We start from the raw sequence: 14533 nt of genomic DNA, 5'->3' as shown, positions 1-14533 counted from the left end.
TGCCGCGCCGGGGCGTCAACTCGGCGTCACGCTTTTCCGTGACGGCCGGGAAACCTCCGTTTCGCTCTACTTCCTCTCCACGAGATGGAAGGAGACCTCAATGCGAACCCGGACGGTCGCGGCGCTCGCCCTGATGCTGGCGTTGCCGGTGGCAGGCTGCGCGCGGACCGCGGCGAACGATCCGCAGGTGGCCAGCGCCAACCAGGGCGACAAGACGGCGAGCGCGAGTCCCCGCCCGAGCCAGTCGGAGGACCCGGACGCGCCGCTGAAGTTCTCGAGGTGCATGCGGGAGCACGGACTTCCGTGGTTCCCGGACCCGAGCCACGGGAAGATGTCGGTCGCGATCCCGAAGGGCACCGACCGCGCGAAGGTCGAGGCCGCCCACGAGGCGTGCAAGAAGTACATGCCGAACGGCGGCAATCCGCCCAAGCTCAGCGCCGAGGATCTGCAGCGGGCCCGCGACATGGCCAAATGCATGCGGGAGAACGGCGTCGCGAAGTTCCCCGACCCCGACCCGAACGGCGGGATCGCCCTCGACGGGGGGAAGATCGGCACCGGCCCCGGTGATCCGACCTTCGACAAGGCCGAGCAGGCGTGCTCGAAATACGCGCCCGATGGGGCGAAACACACCGAGAAGCACTCCGGGGGCGCCGGCACCGTGGGGCGGGCCGCATGAGCGCCCGGCGCAAGGCCGGCGTGGTCGCCGGGGTCGTCACGGTCGGAGCGGTCGCCGCCGCGGTCACCGCGTTCAATCTGCCGGACGCGGAGAGCAGCGCTTCCCCGGACCGGCCGGCGGTCGCGAACACGGCCGACATCCGGAAGGAGACGCTGGTCGACCGGGAAACGCACGACGGGACGCTCGGCCACGGCAGCACGACCACGCTCGCCACGCGCGGCAGCGGCACGGTGACCTGGTTACCCGCGGCCGGCGCGACGGTGCGCCGCGGCAAGCCGCTCTACAAGCTCGACAACCGGCCGGTCGTGCTGCTCTACGGCACACTTCCCGCCTACCGCACCCTGCGCAGCGGGGTGACGGGCGCCGACGTCGAGCAGTTCGAGAAGAACCTGTGGGCGCTGGGCTATCGGGGCTTCACGGTCGACGACAGGTTCACCGCCGCCACCGCTGACGCGGTGCGGGAATGGCAGGACGATCTCGGCCGGAGCGAGACGGGCACGGTCGAGACGAGCCAGATCTGGTACGCCCCGGCGGCCGTCCGCGTCGATGCGCAGACCTCCGCGACGGGCGCGGTCGTGCAGCCGGGCGCGGACCTGCTGAAGTACACCGGCACCGCGCTGGTCGCCACCGTCGATCTGACGATGGACGCGCAGCGCCTCGCCAAGCCGGGCGCCACCGTGCGGGTCGGGATGCCCGACGGCACCGAGGTACCCGGCAAGATCGTCAAGGTCGGCACCACCGTGCAGGAGGGCCAGGGCGACCAGGAGGACACCACGCTGATCGAGGTGACGATCAGCTTCGCGGGCGCGCCCAAGGGCATGGACGACGCGGCCGTCTCGGTCGACTTCGTCGCCGCCGAGCGCCGGGACGTGCTCACCGTTCCGGTCGCGGCGCTGCTGGCGCTTTCCGAGGGCGGGTACGGCGTCCAGGTCGTGGACGGCGCCACCACGAAGGTCGTCGCGGTCGAGACCGGCCTGTTCGCCGACGGCAAGGTCGAGATCACCGGCGCCGGCCTGGCCGCCGGCATGAAGGTCGGGATGCCGGTATGAGCGCGGTGACGGAGATGTCCGCCGCCGACGCCGGGGGCCGGGTCATCGAGCTCACCGGCGTCACCAAGACCTACCCGGGCGGGGTCACCGCGGTCCGGTCGGTCGACCTGGCCGTCGAGTACGGCGAGCTGGTCGCGATCGTCGGCCCGTCCGGCTCCGGCAAGTCCACGATGCTGCACCTGATCGGCACGCTGGACCGGCCGTCGCGGGGCACCGTGCGGATCGACGGGCACGACGTGGCGACGCTCTCCGACCGGCAGCTCTCGGCGCTGCGGGCCCGGCGGATCGGCTTCGTGTTCCAGCAGTTCCACCTGGCGCCGGGGCGTGACGCGGTGGCCAATGTGGCCGATGGGCTGCTCTACGCGGGCGTACCGAAAAAGGAGCGTGAGTGGCGCGCGGAGGCCGCCCTCGTCCGGGTCGGCCTGGGCGACCGGCTCACCCACCGCCCCCACCAGCTCTCCGGCGGCGAGCGTCAGCGAGTCGCCATCGCCCGTGCCGTCGCGGGCGACCCCGCCGTGCTGCTTGCCGACGAGCCGACCGGGAACCTGGACTCGGTGTCCGGCGCCGGCGTGGTCGAGCTGCTGCGGGAGCTGAACGCGAGCGGGACGACCGTTCTGGTGATCACCCACGACCACGAGATCGCCGACAGCCTGCCGCGGCGGGTGCCCATGCGCGACGGGGAGGTGGCCGCCGATGCCCGCGCCGCTTAGCCCGGCCCGCATGCGCGCCGCGGACCTGCTCCGGCTGGGCGGGACCGGATTGCGCGCTCGTCCGCTGCGCGCGGTGCTGTCGGCGCTCGGGATCGCGATCGGGATCGCCGCGATGACCGCCGTCGTGGGGATCTCGTCGTCCAGCCACGCGGATCTCGACCGGGCGCTCGCGGCGCTCGGCACCAACATGCTGACGGTCACGCCCGGCCAGACCATGTTCGGCAAGGAGGCGAAGCTGCCGGACACGTCGGTGCCGATGATCCGGCGGATCGCGCCGGTCCTGTCGGCCACCGCCACCGGCGCGGTCGACGGGGCGCACGTGTACCGGACCGACCGGATCCCGGCGGGCCAGACCGGGGGTCTCGGGGTCGTCGCGGCCGAGCTGGACCTGCTCCGGACGGTCGGCGCCAAGCTCGCCGACGGGACCTGGCTCAACGCCGCGACCTCGCGATACCCGGCGGTCGTGCTGGGCTCGGACGCGGCCCGGCGGCTCGGCGACGTGCCCGCCGTATACATGCTCGGGCGCTGGTGGACCGTGGTCGGGGTGCTGGATCCCGTGCCGCTCGCGCCGGAGCTCGACTCCTCGGTGCTGGTGGGGTGGCCGGCCGCCGCGTCCTATCTGGGCTTCGACGGTCATCCGACCACGGTCTACACCCGGGCCGTCGACTCCCACGTCGAGGCGGTGCGGGCGGTGCTGGCCCCCACCGCGAACCCGGAGAACCCGAACGAGGTGAAGGTCTCGAAGCCGTCGGACGCCCTGGCCGCCCAGCGCACCGCGAACGCGACCTTCACCGCGTTGCTGCTCGGTCTCGGGGCGGTCGCGCTGTTGGTCGGCGGGATCGGGGTGGCCAACACCATGGTCATCTCGGTGCTCGAGCGGCGGGCGGAGATCGGCCTGCGGCGGTCGCTGGGCGCCACCAGGGGCCAGGTCCGCAGCCAGTTCGTCATGGAGTCGCTGCTGCTGTCGCTGCTGGGCGGGGTGGCCGGGGTGCTGCTCGGATGCGTGGTGACCGGCATCTATGCGGCCACCCAGAGCTGGCCCACCGTGGTGCCGCTGTGGGCGCTCGGCGGCGGCGTCGGCGCGACGGTCGTGATCGGCGCGATCGCCGGCCTCTATCCGGCCATCCGGGCCGCGCGCCTGGCGCCGACCGAGGCGCTGGCCGCGGCGTGAGCTGGTGGCGGTATAGCTGACGCGACTTGTCAGCTATACCGCCGTACGGCATGCGAGCGCTAGGTCAGGCCGAGGCCCCGGCGGCCGATCTCGTTGAGGTCTTCCTCGCGGAAGCGGTTGGGCCACTCCCGCTCGTAGTGCTCGGCCGGGAAGTCCGACGGGCTCTCGCCCTTGCGGAAGGCCTCCCGCACGGACGCCGCGTAGGCCTCGTTGCGCGGGCACCAGGGCGCGGCCGGGATGTACATGACGTTGCCCCAGCCCTTCTGGGCCTCGACCGGGGCCACGCTGTGGATCATGTCGCAGTGCCACCAGACCGAGTCGCCGGCCTTGACGTCGGGGATGCCGGAGAGCGCCTCCATCAGCGGGGCGTGCCACTTGTGGCCGGCCGGAAAGACCTGGTTGACCGTCACGCCGCACATGTCGTCGTCGGGCACGTCCGGCAGCAGCGGGCGCAGCATCAGGTAGGCCATCGCCTCGGGGATCGGGACGGTGTGCAGCACTCCCTGGTCGTGGTCCATGTCGGACAGCGCGGTCCAGCCCTGGAACGTGCGGAACGCCGAGCACATGGTGGTGCCCGGGTACTGCGGGCCCGAGGTGCGGTGGGCGGCGTCCCACGGGTCGTACCGCTCGACGTGGCCGTCGAAGAGGTGGCGGAACGCCTGCTGGTAGGCCCGGGTCATCCACAGGTCGAGGGTGCCGGGGTCGAGGTGGGTGCCGAGGCCGGCCGAGTCGGCGCCCTCGGGGCGGCGGCGGATGCGGTCCGGGTACATCGAGTCGCGGTCGGGGTCGAACCACCGAGTTCCCGCGGATTCGAACTTCCACCGGTGGTTGAGGAAGGACTGGACCGTGGCCATGCGCTCGCTCTGCCGGGCCCGCATCTGGGCCGGCGACCAGTAGATCGGGTAGATCTCGGGCTTCGAGCCCACGCTGCCGAAGAAGTCGTCGCCGGGGCCGCGGTAGTCCTCGAAGAAGTTGTTGCTCTCGACGTACTCGACGATGTCGCGGTCCCACTGCAGCGCCTGGGGACGCTCGAAGTGGCCCCGCACCACCAGGCAGCCGCGCTTCTTGAGCAGAGCCACCTGCGCCGGCGGCACGGTGCCGGCCGCGATGTCGGCGTACTCGATCTCGGGCCACACCGGACCCTGCTTGCGCGCCTCGACGATCTCGCCGACGGCCTTGTCGACCCGGCGCTCGACGACCGCGAAGACCTCCTCGACCGTGCGGCCGGACGCGGCGATCCGCTCGCGCAGCGCGGCCTTGATCTCGCGGGTCGCGGCGCCGAGGTCGGCGGGTGTCTCCTCCCAGTGCGGCAGCACGGCGTTCCCCTTTCTAGTCAGCTCTCTTTACTTGAAGGACTGTAGGCCGTGCCCCGAGTTCAAGGCAAGGCTCCTCACTAGAATTGGCAAATGGACTCCCTGGTCCGCGCGCAGACCGATGACCACGTGCTGCGCGCGCTGATGCGACACCGGCGGCTGACCCGGGCCGAGCTGGCGGCCGAGATCGGCATCTCGAAGCCGACCGCGGGGGAGAGCGTCCGCCGGCTCACCGAGCGCGGCCTGGTCGCCGACACGGGCGAGCGCACCCCGGGCGGTCGTGGCCGCGGCCGGGTGGGTTCCTACTACGCGCTCACGCCGGAGGCGGGCGTCGCGCTGGCGATCACCATCGCGCCGGCCGGGGTCACGGCCGAGAGTCTCGACGTGTACGGCGAAACAGTCGCGCGCGCCGCGCGGCAGATCGACCGGCCCGCCCGGCCCAGCCAGGTCGCCGAGGCGCTGCGGCAGGCCGCCGCCGAGGTGTCGGCGGACCGGCGCGTGCGGCTGGCCGTCGTCGGCGCCGCCGACCCGGTCGATCGCGCCACCGGCAAGCTGGTCCACCTGCCCGACTCGCCGTTCCTCGTGGGCGAGCTGGATCCGGTCGCCCTCCTGGCGCCGCTGGAAGTGGTCGTCGACAACGACGTGAACTGGGCGGCGCTGGCCGAGCCCGGGCGCCCGCGCGATTTCGCCTATCTCTATCTGGGCGAGGGGCTCGGCTGCGCGATCGTCAACGACGGCGAGGTCCGGCGCGGGCACGGCGGGCTGGCCGGCGAGATCGCGCACCTGCTGACCGCCGGTCCGCGCGGGCAGGCCGTGCCGTTCATCGAGGTCTTCGGCGAGCTGGGGCTGCGCCGGGCCGGTTCCACGGCGATCGACGTCGAGCGGTTGCTCGCGAGCGGCGACGCGGCCCGCGAGGCCATCGGCTCGGCGATCGCGGGGGTGGTCGCCGCCGTGGTCGCGCTGGCCGACCCGAGCGAGGTCGTGGTCGGCGGATCCTGGGGCCCGGAGCTGATCGGCGGCATCGCGGCGGCGGTCGAGCGGATGCCACGGACGGTCCCGCTGCGGGTCGCGCGGGCCGGCCGGGACGCTGTCCTGGCCGGGGTGCGGGCCGAGGCGCTCGACCGGCTGCGAGCGGCCGTCACCGCTTCCTCGTAGCGTTCGCTACGCCGGCTTGATGCGCCCGGCGCGCCAGGTCGGAGCCGTACTCGAGACGGAGATGGCGCATCCGGGCCGCAGCGGGCGGAATCACCTGCGGGTGTTGTGCCAGGCGGCGGGGATCCCGCAGGCCCGGGCCGGCGAGGTTCTGACGCTGGTGGGGCTGGCCGGCGCGGCCGACCGGAAGGTGAAGGGCTACTCGCTGGGGATGCGCCAGCGGCTGGGCATCGCCGCGGCGCTCCTCGGCGATCCGCAGGTGCTGATCCTCGACGAGCCGGCCAACGGCCTGGACCCCGAGGGCATCCGCTGGCTGCGGGAGTTGCTGACGCTGCTGGCCGGGGCGGGCCGCACGGTCCTGGTGTCCAGTCATCTGCTGGCGGAAATGCAGCACCTCGCCGACGACGTGATCATCATCGCCGGCGGGCGGCTGGTGGCGCAGGGCCCGATGGCGTCGGTGGTGGGCCGGCTGGTCGCGCCGGCGCGGACCCTGGTGCGCACGCCCGATCTGGCGGGGTTGCGCACCGAGCTCGGCGAGCGCGCGGAGATCACCTCGGCCGCCGAGGGCGCCGTCTATGTCACCGGCGTCGACACGCAGACGATCGGCGCGGGCCGCTGCCCTGCGGATGGCCGCCCTGCCCCCGCCGCGCCGACCGCACCACGTCATGCGCACCGCAGCCGTATACATCACCGGCGTCGTTTTGCTGTCCACAGTGGCCGTCGTGGCGGTACCCGCCCTCGCCCCGTTCCTCATCACGCTGGCCGCGCTGCTGGCCCTGTACGCCACCGCCCGCGCGGCCCGCTCGACCCCGCACACCACGACGGTCGCCCACCGCACGGTGACCTTCCTCGCGGTTCTGTGCGCCGTCGCCATCGCGCATCCCAGCGCCACGACCGATAGCGCGCACGTCCTGTCCACAGTGCTCGCCGCAGCGTTGACCGGCTACCTGGCCGGCGCGATGCACCGGCCCGCCGCCCACGCCGACCCGATCCGCTACGCCGCGGCCGGCGCTCTCTGTCTAGTCGGCGTCACCGCCCTCAACGCCACGACCGGACCGGCCTCGGCCGGCGTCGCCCCCATGCTGCCCTCCGCCGCCATCGCCATATGCCTGGTCGTCGCGATCGGCGTGGCCGTCGTGACCGGCAACGCCGCCGCCGGGCGGCGGGCCGGCCTACTGATCGCCGCCTGGCCGCGCCGCTGCAGGTCGCCGTCGTTACCATCGGCCTGCTCACGGTCCAGCGGTGGTCGCTGACCGGGGCGTACGATCGGGCCGCTTACCGGGGTAGCGGATACCCGGAGGTGGGCAGCTACATGATCGGGGACGCGCTGGGCGGCCACATCATCAGCGGCATTCTGATCGGCCCGGTGATCGCGGGGGTCATCGCGGCGGTGGGTGCGCCGGTCGGGGCTCGGCTGGGGCGCGCATTGCACGGCTGACTGTTCAGCGGTCGCGCCAGGACAGCGGCGACAGCGTGATGGCCGCTTCGGCGATCCGGCGGCTCGTTTCGAGGTGGAGGTCCTTGCGTGCCGAGTCGATCCAGCCACCGGTACGCGTAACGCCGGCATCGCGGTATTCGACAGCTTGGAGGAGCATCTCCAGCTTGTCCGCGTCCTTGGCGCATCGAGCTGCGCCGCGCGCATCGTGTGCTCGGCGACCGACTCCGGGGTATGAACCGCTGAAGCACGCGAGGGGACCGCTGCGCGATAACGCCCCTGGGGCGGCTGGCTCCACTCCGCGATCAATGCAAGACCCCGAAGGACCGTTGACATGGGCGCGCCCGGCAGGATTCGAACCTGCGACCGACGGATTAGAAGTCCGTTGCTCTATCCGCTGAGCTACGAGCGCTGGCTGGCAGCCACATACTAGGCGGTCGCCTGGGACTTGTCGTCCGTCTTGTCCTCGGGCGCCCTCGGCACGTCGATCTCGGGCGTGCCGGGCGGCGGCACGAAGGCGTCCACCCAGCGTGCCAGCTCGCGGAACACCTCCGCGCGCACCTCGGGCCCGGAAAGGGTCAGGTCGTGCACGCCGCCGTCGAAACGGGCGATCGTGACGCGCGGGCCGAGTCTCGGCGCCCAGCGCACGATGTGGTCGACGTCCAGCACCACGTCGGAGAGGCGGACGTCCTCCGACCAGACGCGGCCCCGGTACGTACGCGTCGAGCAGGCCACCATGATCGGCGCGTCGATGCCGAGGCCGGCGCGCAGGCGCTGCTGGCCCCGCCGGATGGCGTTCAGCCAGCCGGCGGTCACCGGGAAGCCGGTGATCGGCTTCCAGGCCAGGTCGTACGTCCACTCGCCACGGTGGTCGGTGTGCAGGCTCTTGCCGTAGAACCCTGGCGACGACGTCGGGATCTTGCGGTAGGGCGTGCGGCCGTTGACGCCGACCAGGGCGGCCATCAGCGGGCGCTTGACCAGCCAGGGCAGCTTGAAGTCGAAGAACGGGCTGTTCAGGAACAGGCCGTCGACGAGGCCGCGGCCCTGCCGGGAATGCGCCCACAGCGAGGTGATCAGGCCGCCGGTGGAGTGGCCGCAGACCAGCATCTGGTTGTGGCCGTCGACCGCCCGGATGATCCGGGCCGCCTCGTCGAGCTCGGGGTAGTAGTCGGTGAGGCTGCGGGCGAAGTTCGGCGTCTGGTGCGGCAGCAGGCTGCGGCCGTACTTGCGCAGATCGAGCGCGTAGAAGTCCCAGCCGCGCTCGACGAAGAAGTCGGCGAGATGGGTCTGGAAGAAGTAGTCGACGAAACCGTGCACGTAGAGAACCGCCCGGCGGGTGGGCCGGTCGGCGCGGCGGCGCACCAGCGTCGCGATCACCGCGCCCTCGTCGTCGCTGCCCAGGTCGATGGTGTGCCTCTCGTAGGGCGGCCCCAGCACGTCGATCTCCACACGATCAGGCATATCAGATCAACAGGCCCGCTTGGCGAAATCCACATGTCGGCCCTCGTCCCCAAAAATCAAGATCAAGGCCTCCATCGCGTACGGGTCGGGAGCATGCTCGCCGCCTCACCCGTTCCCGAATCAGGAGGACCTGTGTTCGACACCACCATCACGCTCGTGGGCAACGTGCTCACCACCCCGGAGTGGCGCCGCATCCCGACCACCGGCACGCTCGTCGCCAACTTCAAGGTCGCCTCGACCGCGCGTCGCTACGACAAGGAGAGCGGTCAATGGATCGACGGCAACAACCTGCGGATTCGCGTCGTCGCGTGGCGGCGGCTGGCCGAGGGGGTCGCCTCCTCGATCACCGTGGGCGACCCGGTGATGGTCCAGGGCCGGCTCTACACCCGGGACTGGAAGGACGAGGGCGGCAACCACCGGGTCTCGTACGAGATGGAGGCGTCGGCGATCGGCCATGACCTCTCCCGCGGGCGCGCCCGCTTCTTCCGCACCCGGACGGGCACGAGCGCCGCGCAGATCGAGGACGCCGAGGGCGAAACGCTGGTCGCGGGCGAGCAGACGGTCGCGCTTGCGGTCGGCGAGACCCCCATCGCGTACGGCGACGGCGTGCCCGACGGGCCCGCACCGACCTTCGCCGAGCCCGCACCGGCCGCCGAGCCCGGCCCGGCCGCCACGCCGGAGCCGGCCGCCGAGCCCGGGCCCGAGCCCGCCGCGAAGCCCGAGCCCGGCCCGGCCGACGGGCCCGGATCCGGCTCGGACGAGGAGCTCGCCATCGAGGTGGAGCGCCTGGTCGCCGAGGAGCCGGTGGTCACCCGGCGCACCCGCCGGACCAAGCGCGAGCCGGTCGCGGCCTGATCGCTGGTCAACCCCTGTTCGAGTTAGGTCGTCCGCACAGGGGTTGACCGCCCGGTTGGCCCGGCCCCGGGTGGGCCGGGCACACTGGGCTCCGTGCTGTTGAAGGAGATCCGCGCGATCGCGGGCGAGACACTGGTCCTCGCGCCGCACGACCAGGACGCCGAGCACGCCAACACCAGCTGGTTCGGCGCCCCGCCGCACGAGCGCATGGGCCTGTCGGCCGACGAGGTGGTCACCGCGTTCGAGGAGACCGCCGAGCTGTTACGCGACCAGGTGTCCGCGATGCCGTACGCCGGGCCGGCCACGTTCTACGTCTGGCACGACGGCGACGCCGGGCAGCTGCGCTGCTCGACGGGCTCCCGCGGGCAGGACAAGCTGCCGTTCGAGGCGCCCTACCGCGTCACGAGCGACCTGCACGCGATCGTCGCCGAGTTCCTGGAGGACCGCGCCCCCGGCGCGCTCGTCTGGGGCCAGCCCGAGCCCGTGCCGTTCCGGTCCGGCGTGTCGGAACGCCGGGTCTGGGTGTGCAATCTGTGCCCATAAGGCACATTTCGTCCAACGGGGGTTGAGACATGGCGACCGCGGACGCCGCCGGTCTGGTGGCCGGCTATCTGCTCGATGCCGTGCTCGGCGATCCACGACGGTTCCATCCGGTCGCCGGCTTCGGCGCGGCGGCCGGGGCGCTCGAGCGCCGTCTGTACCGGCCCGATCGCCGGTCGGGTGCGGCGTTCACCGCGCTGGCGGTGGGCGGGCCCGCGCTGGCCGGGCTCGCCGCCGCGCGGGCGTCCCGGCGGCACCCGGCGGCGCGGGCGGCGCTGGTGGCCGCCACGACCTGGACCGTGCTGGGCGGCCGCACGCTCCGCCGCGAGTCCCGCCTGATGGCGGGTCACCTCGACCACGGCGACCTGCCGTCCGCCCGTGGCCGCCTCAACAACCTCTGCGGCCGAGATCCGTCCACCCTGGACGGTTCCGAGCTGGCCCGGGCCACGGTCGAGTCGGTGGCCGAGAACACTTCGGACGCGGTCGTCGCCCCGCTGGTCTGGGGCGGCCTGCTCGGTCTGCCCGGCCTGCTGGCCTACCGTGCGGCCAACACGCTGGACGCGATGGTCGGCCACCGGTCGCCGCGCTACGAGCGGTTCGGCACGGCGGCGGCCCGGCTCGACGACGCGCTCAATCTGCTGCCCTCCCGGCTGACCGGCCTGCTCACCATCGCCGTCGCGCCCATCGCCGGCGGCTCGCCGCGCGAGACGCTGCGGGTGTGGCGGCGCGACCGCAACGACCATCCGTCGCCCAACGCGGGGCAGTGCGAGTCGGCGATGGCCGGCGCGCTCGGCGTACGCCTCGGCGGCCGCAACGTCTATTTCGGACGCAGCGAGGTGCGCCCGTTCCTCGGCGACGGCCCACGACCGGCGGCGGTGCACCTGCGCCGCGCCGCACGGGTCTCGGGCGCGGTCGGCGCCGCCGCCACTCTGATCGCCGCCGGCCTGGCCTTGAGCCGGCGGGGTCCGCGATGAGCGGCGGCCTGCTGGTCGCCGGCACCGCGTCCGACGCCGGCAAGAGCGTGGTCACCGCCGGGATCTGCCGGTGGCTGCACCGCCGGGGCGTCAAGGTCGCGCCGTTCAAGGCGCAGAACATGTCGAACAACTCGGCGGTCGTGGTCGGCCCCGACGGCCGCGGCGGCGAGCTGGGCCGCGCCCAGGCCATGCAGGCCGCGGCGTGCGGGCTGCCGCCCGACATCCGGTTCAACCCGGTGCTGCTCAAGCCCGGAAGCGACCGGTCCAGCCAGGTGGTGCTGCTCGGCGAGGCGGTCGGCACGGTCACCGGGGACAACTACCGGTCGATGCGCGAGCGGCTCGCCGCGACCGCCTGGGCGGCCCTCGACGAGCTGCGTGCCGAGTACGACGCGGTGATCTGCGAGGGCGCCGGCAGCCCCACCGAGATCAACCTGCGCGACGGCGACTTCGTCAACATGGGCCTCGCCCGCCACGCCGGCCTGCCCACGATCGTGGTCGGCGACATCGACCGCGGCGGGGTCTTCGCCGCCTTTCACGGCACGCTCGCGCTGCTCAGCCCCGAGGATCAGGCGCTGGTCGCCGGCTTCGTGATCAACAAGTTCCGCGGCGACGCCGGCCTGCTCCGGCCGGGGCTCGACATGATCACGTCGGTGACCGGGCGGCCCGTGCACGGCGTGCTGCCGTTCCACCTCGACGTCTGGCTCGACGCCGAGGACTCGCTCGCCTACGGCCGCACGCTGGGCCGGCCCGGTCCGCCCCGCGGCGAGCAGTGGCTGCGGGTCGCGGTGATCCGGCTGCCGCGCGTCTCCAACGCCACCGATGCCGAGGCGCTCGCCGCCGAGCCGGGCGTCCGGGTGCAGCTGACCATCGAGCCGGGCGACATCGCCGACGCCGACCTGGTCGTGCTGCCGGGATCCAAGTCCACGGTCGGCGACCTCGACTGGCTGCGGCAGATCGGCCTGGATTCCGCCCTGAAGAAGCACGTGGCGGCGGGCAAGCCGCTGCTGGGCATCTGCGGAGGTTTCCAGATGCTCGCCGAGAGCATTCAGGACGAGGTGGAGAGCGGGAGCGGCGAGGTCGAGGGGCTCGGCCTGGTGCCGATCGGCATCACCTTCGCGGCGCGCAAGACCCTGGCCCGGCCGGCCGGGGAGGGGCTCGGCGCGCCGGTCAGCGGCTACGAGATCCACCACGGCGTGGTGACCCGGGGTTCGCCACCGCCGTTGCTGCGATACGCGGACGGCCGGCCGGAGGGTGCGGCGCTGAAGAACGTCTACGGCACGCACTGGCACGGCGCCTTCGAGAACGACGAGTTCCGGCGACGTTTCCTCACCATGGCGGCGGCGCAGGCCGGCCGGCACGGCTTCACCGTCGCTCCCGGCACGCGGTTCGCCGCCGTACGGGAAAAGGCTCTTGACGTTTTGGGCGACCTGGTCGAGGAGCATCTCGACACCGAGGCGCTGTGGCGGCTGATCGAGCACGGTCCGACCAGGGGCCTGCCGTTCGTGCCCCCGGGAGCGGCGCCATGAGATATGAAGAATTAGCGCGAGAAATCGGGCATATGGCCCCGCGGCTGGGCGCGACCAGGCTCATCGCGGTCGACGGGCCGAGCGGCGCCGGCAAGACGACCTTCGCCCTCCGGCTGGCCAAGCAGCTCGACGCCCCGGTCGTGCACACCGACGACCTGCTCGACGGCTGGGACGATCAATTCACCTTCTGGGAACGACTCGAACGCCAGGTGCTCGGCCCCTTGCGGCGCGGCGAGACCGCCACCTACCGGCGCTACCAATGGCACCTCGGGAAGTTCGCCGGCCCTCCGGTCCGCGTCGACCCTGCTCCCGCCGTACTCGTGGAAGGCGTCAGCGCCGCCAGGCGCGAGATCCGTCCCGAGCTCAGTCTCGCCGTTTTTGTCGTGGCGCCCTCCGACCTGCGGCTGCGCCGGTCTGTGGCGCGCGACGGAGACGACAGCATTGCGTTCCGGGCGTACCTTGAGCGGTGGCGTGCTGCCGAGGACCGGCATTTCGCCGAGGACGACACGCGCGCCGCCGCCGACCTGATCGTCGACGGCGAGGCGACGACCGGCGACGACCGCTTCACGCTGCTGCGGGAGCGGGGAGACGGGGTGGGACCATGACCGACGAAGAGAGCCGTCCGGTACGCCGGCGGGTCACGCTCACCGGGATCAGCTCCCGCGCGTGGGAGCACCCCGCCGACCGCGGCGCGCTCACCGCCCTGCGCGAGCTGCGCGGCTTCGACGACATGATCAAGGCGTTCTTCGGGATGTGGAACGAGCGCGGCTTCCGCCTGGCCTTCCTGTCCAGCGCCATCCGCGTCGACCACCGGCAGTATCCGCGCGTCTACCAGCGCTTCACCGAGGCCGCCGCCACCCTCGACGTGGCCGAGCTGCCCGACATCTTCGTGACCCAGGATCCGATGATCAACGGCCAGGCGATCGGACTGGACAAGCCGTTCATCGTGGTCACCACCGGCGCCGTGGAGAAGCTCGACGACGACGAGCTGCGCGCCATGCTCGGGCACGAGCTGGGCCACGTGCGCAGCGGTCACTCGGTCTACCGCACGATCATGATGATCCTCACCCGGTGGACGGTCTCGCTGGCCTGGCTGCCGATCGGCGCGATCGCGCTGCGCGCCATCATCGCGGCGATGCTGGAGTGGTGGCGCAAGGCCGAGCTCTCCGCCGACCGTGCCGGCCTGCTCGCCGGCCAGGACCCGGCCGCCTCGACCCGGCTGCTGATGAAGCTGGCCGGCGGCGGCGACCTCTCCCAGATCGACACGGCCGCGTTCCTCGAGCAGGCCGCCGAGTACGAGAGCGGCGGCGACCTCCGGGACAGCGTCCACAAGATCGGCCTGACCCTGTGGGCCACCCACCCGGTGCCGGTCGCGCGCGCCGCCGAGCTGCGCAAATGGATCGACTCCGGCGAGTACGCGCGGATCCTGGGCGGCGACTATCCGCGCCGCGACTCGGACGGTGACGCGTCGGTGTCCGACGACGTGAAGGCCGCCGCGGCGTCGTACCGGGAAAGTTTCACGACGTCCCAGGACCCGCTGGCCAACCTCTTGCGCAAGGTCGGCGACGGGGCCGGCGACCTGGCCGGATCGGCCGTGCGCGGCGCCCGCGGCTGGGCGTCCGGCCGGGGCCGCCGCGACGGGGAAACCGACAGCTAGACACCATAGGATCG

At 72.7% G+C, this 14533-nt stretch carries 16 protein-coding genes, 1 tRNA gene and 1 pseudogene; 14 read left to right on the top strand and 4 right to left on the bottom strand.

What is annotated here, in order from left to right; all coding sequences use genetic code 11:
- Positions 1–100 precede the first annotated feature (100 nt).
- From ACFQS1_RS21165 to ACFQS1_RS21150, 4 genes are read left to right on the top strand one after another with little or no spacing between them, the layout of a single operon-like run.
- Positions 101–676: a hypothetical protein gene (locus ACFQS1_RS21165; RefSeq protein ID WP_378970927.1), complete on the top strand. Its 576-nt coding sequence runs from the start codon at positions 101–103 to the stop codon at positions 674–676.
- The gene (locus ACFQS1_RS21160; RefSeq protein ID WP_378970924.1) at positions 673–1725 is read left to right on the top strand and encodes a peptidoglycan-binding protein; all 1053 of its coding nucleotides are present in this window, start codon (positions 673–675) and stop codon (positions 1723–1725) included. The genes ACFQS1_RS21165 and ACFQS1_RS21160 overlap by 4 nt, the downstream gene beginning before the upstream one ends.
- Positions 1722–2435 (top strand): ABC transporter ATP-binding protein, encoded by a 714-nt coding sequence (locus ACFQS1_RS21155; protein ID WP_378970922.1) that lies wholly within the window; start codon positions 1722–1724, stop codon positions 2433–2435. The genes ACFQS1_RS21160 and ACFQS1_RS21155 overlap by 4 nt, the downstream gene beginning before the upstream one ends.
- Positions 2419–3606, top strand: coding sequence for an ABC transporter permease (locus ACFQS1_RS21150; protein ID WP_378970920.1), 1188 nt, complete (start codon positions 2419–2421; stop codon positions 3604–3606). The genes ACFQS1_RS21155 and ACFQS1_RS21150 overlap by 17 nt, the downstream gene beginning before the upstream one ends.
- Before the next feature lie 59 nt (positions 3607–3665).
- Here the strand turns inward: ACFQS1_RS21150 and ACFQS1_RS21145 are convergent, their stop codons facing one another.
- On the bottom strand, positions 3666–4922 hold the full coding sequence (locus ACFQS1_RS21145) for a DUF1479 domain-containing protein (RefSeq protein ID WP_378970918.1): 1257 nt from the start codon (positions 4920–4922) through the stop codon (positions 3666–3668).
- A 90-nt stretch (positions 4923–5012) separates the two neighbouring features.
- Here ACFQS1_RS21145 and ACFQS1_RS21140 point away from each other — a divergent pair, with 90 nt between their 5' ends.
- The 4 genes and pseudogenes from ACFQS1_RS21140 to ACFQS1_RS21125 all read left to right on the top strand — a co-directional run bounded on the left by ACFQS1_RS21140 (position 5013) and on the right by ACFQS1_RS21125 (position 7509).
- On the top strand, positions 5013–6074 hold the full coding sequence (locus ACFQS1_RS21140) for an ROK family transcriptional regulator (protein ID WP_378970916.1): 1062 nt from the start codon (positions 5013–5015) through the stop codon (positions 6072–6074).
- A gap of 4 nt (positions 6075–6078) precedes the next feature.
- Positions 6079–6678, top strand: a pseudogene (locus tag ACFQS1_RS21135) (ATP-binding cassette domain-containing protein); the annotation flags it as partial.
- Between the two features lie 115 nt (positions 6679–6793).
- Positions 6794–7324, top strand: coding sequence for a hypothetical protein (locus ACFQS1_RS21130; protein WP_378970914.1), 531 nt, complete (start codon positions 6794–6796; stop codon positions 7322–7324).
- Between the two features lie 59 nt (positions 7325–7383).
- The gene (locus ACFQS1_RS21125) at positions 7384–7509 is read left to right on the top strand and encodes a hypothetical protein (RefSeq protein WP_378970912.1); all 126 of its coding nucleotides are present in this window, start codon (positions 7384–7386) and stop codon (positions 7507–7509) included.
- Positions 7510–7513: 4 nt separating this feature from the next.
- On the opposite strand, the gene ACFQS1_RS21120 is transcribed toward ACFQS1_RS21125, so the two are convergent.
- The 3 genes from ACFQS1_RS21120 to ACFQS1_RS21110 all read right to left on the bottom strand — a co-directional run bounded on the left by ACFQS1_RS21120 (position 7514) and on the right by ACFQS1_RS21110 (position 8955).
- The gene (locus ACFQS1_RS21120) at positions 7514–7666 is read right to left on the bottom strand and encodes a hypothetical protein (protein ID WP_378970909.1); all 153 of its coding nucleotides are present in this window, start codon (positions 7664–7666) and stop codon (positions 7514–7516) included.
- Between the two features lie 179 nt (positions 7667–7845).
- Positions 7846–7918: transfer RNA gene (locus tag ACFQS1_RS21115), tRNA-Arg, on the bottom strand.
- 17 nt (positions 7919–7935) lie between these two features.
- The gene (locus ACFQS1_RS21110; protein WP_378971156.1) at positions 7936–8955 is read right to left on the bottom strand and encodes an alpha/beta hydrolase; all 1020 of its coding nucleotides are present in this window, start codon (positions 8953–8955) and stop codon (positions 7936–7938) included.
- A 144-nt stretch (positions 8956–9099) separates the two neighbouring features.
- Between ACFQS1_RS21110 and ssb the strand changes: the two genes are divergently transcribed.
- From ssb to ACFQS1_RS21080, 6 genes are all read left to right on the top strand, one after another.
- Complete coding sequence (ssb, locus tag ACFQS1_RS21105) at positions 9100–9822, top strand: single-stranded DNA-binding protein (protein WP_378970907.1); 723 nt, start codon at positions 9100–9102, stop codon at positions 9820–9822.
- Between the two features lie 93 nt (positions 9823–9915).
- Positions 9916–10365, top strand: coding sequence for a hypothetical protein (locus ACFQS1_RS21100; protein ID WP_378970905.1), 450 nt, complete (start codon positions 9916–9918; stop codon positions 10363–10365).
- 29 nt (positions 10366–10394) lie between these two features.
- Positions 10395–11336 (top strand): cobalamin biosynthesis protein, encoded by a 942-nt coding sequence (locus tag ACFQS1_RS21095; protein WP_378970903.1) that lies wholly within the window; start codon positions 10395–10397, stop codon positions 11334–11336.
- The gene (locus ACFQS1_RS21090) at positions 11333–12862 is read left to right on the top strand and encodes a cobyric acid synthase (protein WP_378970901.1); all 1530 of its coding nucleotides are present in this window, start codon (positions 11333–11335) and stop codon (positions 12860–12862) included. Before ACFQS1_RS21095 ends, ACFQS1_RS21090 begins: the two co-directional genes overlap by 4 nt.
- Positions 12863–12894: 32 nt before the next feature.
- Complete coding sequence (locus ACFQS1_RS21085) at positions 12895–13467, top strand: uridine kinase family protein (protein ID WP_378970899.1); 573 nt, start codon at positions 12895–12897, stop codon at positions 13465–13467.
- Entirely contained in the window at positions 13464–14519 is a 1056-nt protein-coding gene (locus ACFQS1_RS21080; protein ID WP_378970896.1) for a M48 family metallopeptidase, read from the top strand. The genes ACFQS1_RS21085 and ACFQS1_RS21080 overlap by 4 nt, the downstream gene beginning before the upstream one ends.
- Positions 14520–14533 lie beyond the last annotated feature (14 nt).

The sequence above is a fragment of the Paractinoplanes rhizophilus genome (assembly GCF_042664765.1).
GTDB classification, from domain to species: domain Bacteria; phylum Actinomycetota; class Actinomycetes; order Mycobacteriales; family Micromonosporaceae; genus Actinoplanes; species Actinoplanes rhizophilus.
This window is presented reverse-complemented; position numbering and strand designations above follow the sequence as displayed.